The sequence below is a fragment of the Candidatus Similichlamydia epinepheli genome (assembly GCF_003056015.1).
Map to the genome: position 1 here is coordinate 1 of NZ_PPEU01000062.1, position 4,271 is coordinate 4,271.

At 38.5% G+C, this 4,271-nt stretch carries 4 protein-coding genes and 1 tRNA gene; 2 read left to right on the top strand and 3 right to left on the bottom strand.

Annotated elements, in window-relative coordinates; translation table 11 throughout:
- Nucleotides 1-989, top strand: a 989-nt coding sequence (hflX, locus tag GCCT14_RS03695; RefSeq protein ID WP_108624292.1) for a GTPase HflX, incomplete at its 5' end; no start/stop codon positions are given.
- Here hflX and GCCT14_RS03700 read toward each other — a convergent pair.
- Nucleotides 948-1,730 (bottom strand): prolipoprotein diacylglyceryl transferase, encoded by a 783-nt coding sequence (locus tag GCCT14_RS03700; RefSeq protein WP_108624293.1) that lies wholly within the window; start codon nucleotides 1,728-1,730, stop codon nucleotides 948-950. The two genes, hflX and GCCT14_RS03700, sit on opposite strands and share 42 nt — an antisense overlap.
- Nucleotides 1,731-1,815: 85 nt before the next feature.
- Here GCCT14_RS03700 and GCCT14_RS03705 point away from each other — a divergent pair.
- Nucleotides 1,816-1,890, top strand: a tRNA-Pro gene (locus tag GCCT14_RS03705).
- An 11-nt stretch (nucleotides 1,891-1,901) separates the two neighbouring features.
- On the opposite strand, the gene GCCT14_RS03710 is transcribed toward GCCT14_RS03705, so the two are convergent.
- Together GCCT14_RS03710 and yidC are read right to left on the bottom strand one after the other, a co-directional pair.
- Nucleotides 1,902-2,954 (bottom strand): DnaA ATPase domain-containing protein, encoded by a 1,053-nt coding sequence (locus GCCT14_RS03710; RefSeq protein ID WP_108624294.1) that lies wholly within the window; start codon nucleotides 2,952-2,954, stop codon nucleotides 1,902-1,904.
- Between the two features lie 78 nt (nucleotides 2,955-3,032).
- Entirely contained in the window at nucleotides 3,033-3,617 is a 585-nt protein-coding gene (gene yidC, locus GCCT14_RS03715) for a membrane protein insertase YidC (protein ID WP_320411695.1), read from the bottom strand.
- Between the last annotated feature and the right edge of the window lie 654 nt (nucleotides 3,618-4,271).

Here is a 4,271-nt window from a genome sequence, read left to right on the forward strand (position 1 = left end):
CAATTCAAAAGCCTGTTGTAGATAGGACAGAAATTATTTTGGAGGTATTTGCAAGTAAGGCTCGTACACATGAGGCCAAGATTCAGGTTCAATTGGCCCAGATTCGTTACAATATGCCAAGGCTAAAAAGATTGTGGAGCCATCTTTCTCGGCAAAAAGGTGGAGGTGCAAATCAGAAAGGAGAAGGCGAAAAGCAGATCGAGCTTGACAGGAGGCTTTTAAGGAAGAATGCACAAAGGCTTACTGAGCAGCTAGAGGCTATTAAGGAAGATAGAAAAACCTTTCAAAAACAGAGAATTCGTTCTGGGATTTTTCGTTTTGCTGTTGTTGGATACACCAATGCAGGAAAGTCTACTTTGATGAATCGCTTAACGGGAGCTTCTGTTTACGTAGAGGATAAATTGTTTGCGACTCTTGACACTACCACTCGCCGTCTATCTCTTCCATCTAAGCAAGAAGTATTAGTAACTGATACAGTTGGATTCATTAGAAAGCTTCCTCATACATTGATAGCTGCATTCAGAAGTACTTTGGAAGGGGCTCTTGAAGCAGATTGCCTGTTGCATATTGTTGATGGATCCCATTCATCTTTTCGCCTTCATATGACGGCTACTCGTGAAGTTCTTAAGGAACTTGACTTTGATGACGAGTGTCCAATCATTCTTGTTTTCAATAAGAAAGATTTATTTTTAGACAAAGTAGAAGAATTGCGAGCAGAGTTTCCAGAAGCCCTTTTTTGTTCTTTCTCAGATGGAGAGGGAATGGACCTCTTGTTACATCAAATGAATTTGCAAGCCCAAAAATCTCGACAACTTACTTGGCTATGTATTCCGCCGCATAAATACAATCTGGTGGCTAAGCTTCATCACCTTGGCGCTATTCGTGTTCAGTCAATCGATTCAGAAGGAAATCATCTTCTTAGTGTTTCTTTACCTGAAGATCAAGAGTTAATTTATAGAGACTTTTTTTCTTCGGTTCCTGAATGTTAACAAAATTCCGGCCAATAAAAAGGGTAATGAAAAACATTGTCCTGGAGAAGGGAACCCATTTTCTATATCTTCTTTCAAGTATTCCAATACGAATCTAATCAAACTTATAATCAAACAAATTTTGCTAAAAAATTCTCCCTTGGGTGAATCTTTTCGATTTAGAAACAAGACTAATGAATAGCCTAAAAGATAGCCAGCAGCCTCGTAAAGCTGAACTGGATGAAGAGGAATGTTATTTTTTGAGGATGTGGCGTGAGAAAAAATTACTCCAATCAATCTAGTCGTAGGAATTCCAAGAGACTCATGATTGAAAAAGTTTCCGATTCGTGTACAAACGATACTAGGAAGTCCTGCAATAGCTATGTAATCTAGAAGTAGCAAAAGAGGTAGCTTATCATTAGCTTGTATTAGATGAATAATGGATATCACAATAATGGCAATTATTCCTCCTACTTGACCTGAAAACCCACCTTCTTGAACAGCAACGAATTGTAGCTTGCTAGGGTCTCCCCATAAAATAACTTCTATATAAAATCCAAGGCGAGAACCTAAAAAAAAGAAAATAAAAAATACTATTTTGTAGTAATCCGCTTTTAGTCTAGTTAGAGACTTAGAAATGTTATCAAAGTATAAAAAAGATAAAACCCATCCAAGAAAAACCCAGCAACTATACCAACTTATTTGAAGATCAAAAAAATTTGAACATAGAATAGGATGAATCTTCCAAAAAAAATAGTACATGAAACATCGTTTGGTGATAGTAGATTTTTGAAGGTCATTTGATAATGACTCTAAAATGTTTGAAGGGTACAATGCCGTGGTTTTTCGGAGTATAGCGCAGTTTGGTTAGCGCGGCTGCTTTGGGAGCAGCAGGTCGGGGGTTCGAATCCCTCTACTCCGATGTCTCTATTGTTAAGACGGAAGAAATAGTTTTTTTATTTCCTCGATTTTTTCTCTTAGGTTAGCGTCAGTCAAAAGTAATTTAGATATTGTTTTGCAGCTTAGTGAGACTGTTGTATTGTCTCTTTTGAAAGCGTGACCTATCCTTTGTGTGGACAATCTAAGAAGTGTTCTGCATAGGTACATTGCAACTCTTCTTGGTGTAGCTATTATCTTTTTCTGTGACATGCTTAGAACATCTTTCTGTTCTACTTGGAAATGTGCGCACACTGTTTCCAAAATCGTATTAAAATCAGGTATCTTTTTGTTGTTGTCTTGTTTCTCTTGTAACAGGGGCTCCAAGTTGGCAGAGGTTATTTTTTTACTTAGGAGAGTATCAAGCCATTTTATTAGGCGGCTGATGTCTTGTTCAAAAATTTTAGCAAGTTTTTCTTTGCCATGTTTCTCTATAGAGAACCCTCCGGATTCTAAAAGCTTATTTATGATTTGAACTTGATCGGTTTCCGAAAAAAGAGTCATTGGGACTAAAAGCCCCCACTCGAATCTACTTATCAGACGGTTTTCAATTGCTACAAGCTGATGAGGGGCTATTTTCGAAGATAGAATGATCTGTTTGCCTGCCGTGCGTAGAGTGTTAAAGGCATGGAAAAACTCCTCTTGCATTCTCGATCTGTTGCTTAAGTCAGACACTTCATCGATCATCAAAACCGAACAGGATCTCAGTTCATTTTGAAATTCATTTAAACACTCAGAACGAATAGCACGAAGAACAGCCCAGATAAATGTATCACACGTTGCGTAAAGGACAGTGTGAGAAAGCTTACGCAGTGAAACAGCTGTTCCAATCATAAGATGAGTTTTACCACATCCAGACGGCCCCCATAGATAAATTGGGTTGAATGAACCTAACTGCGGTTCACACTCTTCTTCAAGAAGCCCTTCAAACAATCTCTTTGCGAAGACATTCCCCGATGCCTCGAGAAAATCTCTGAGAAGATAGTTCGGTTCTCTCTTGGCTATGTCAGAAAAAATCGACTCAACCAAAACTCGTTTGGTTGATTTCATTCCAAAAACCTAATAGGGGCCATCCTCAAAAACAGCAAACGCCGCACTGACCTCTCAATGTTCATTAGAACAACAGTATCAATCCAATTTCCGTTTCCTTGTCAAGGATTGCTGAGCTATTCCTAATACAATAGATGACATCCAGTAGATGTTGAGCCCTGCTGGAAACTTATAAAACATCAAAAGAAAAATAACAGTCATGATTACTGCAGGGCCTTTTCTTTGATGCGTTCCTTCCATTGCCCATCGTTGCTGTAAAAACATTGAAAGAGCAAGAAGTACAGGAAGTAGATGAAATTGATTCCCTATGATTGGAATAATAGGATTAGACCAAGAAAAAAGAACGTCTGGAGCAGCCAAGTTATCAATCCAACCTGGGAAAACTTGCGCACCTCTCAATTCAAAGCTCGACTTAAGAACTTCAAACATCCCCAATAAAAATGGCATCTGGGCTAGCAAAGGCAAAAGTCCAAGAACTGGATTGATATTGTGTTGCTTATATAGTGCAAAAATTTCTGTTTGAACTTTGTGGGGAATGTCTTTGTACCTCTCTTGTATAGCTTGTACTTGGGGGGCGAGGGCTCGTACCCTCTCCATGGAGCGAAATGACCAAGCGTTGAAAGGATAAAGAATAATTCGAAGAAAAAGAAGCGTTGAAAGGATAAAGAATAATTCGAAGAAAAAGAGTCAATAAAATGATTGATACAACCCAAGATTCGGTAAACGAATAGAAGAAATGAAGAAGATATGCAAGTATTCTAGAAAAAGGAGCAGAAATTTTGCTAAACCAACCTTGTGCATACCAAGAGCAACGGTAAAACGGGGTAGAAGAGTCTTCAATTGGGTGGATTTTTTCATCAATCTCTTTCAAAATTTTGTCCCAAAGAGGCCCAGCAAAAACAGTTAGATCATAAGATCCAGCTTGGCTTGGAAGAGGAAGAGCAACCTGGTATCCAGGTGCAAAATTTTCTCCTGCATATCTTGGTAAAAGAGATAGTCTTGTAGGAACAATTTCTGAAGGAATTGTTTGAAGTCGAAATCCAGAAGGAGAAAATGAAATAGGTTCAAGTATTAAACTGAAAAAATTATTGCCATTACTCACCCATTGCATGTTCAAATTGTTTAAAGTCGTATGAGTCTTTGGGAGTGAAACAGTTTCAATTGAAGAGCTATCGCCTTTGATATGGCGAAATTGGACCTTAGGAGCTGGTTGATTAGAGAGAACTTCTGTTTCAGGGACTCCAGAAGTGATCCAGATCCCTCTGCAATCACCTTCAAGTTCAACCGTTGCCGAAAGTAAATAAGGGACATCTCTTA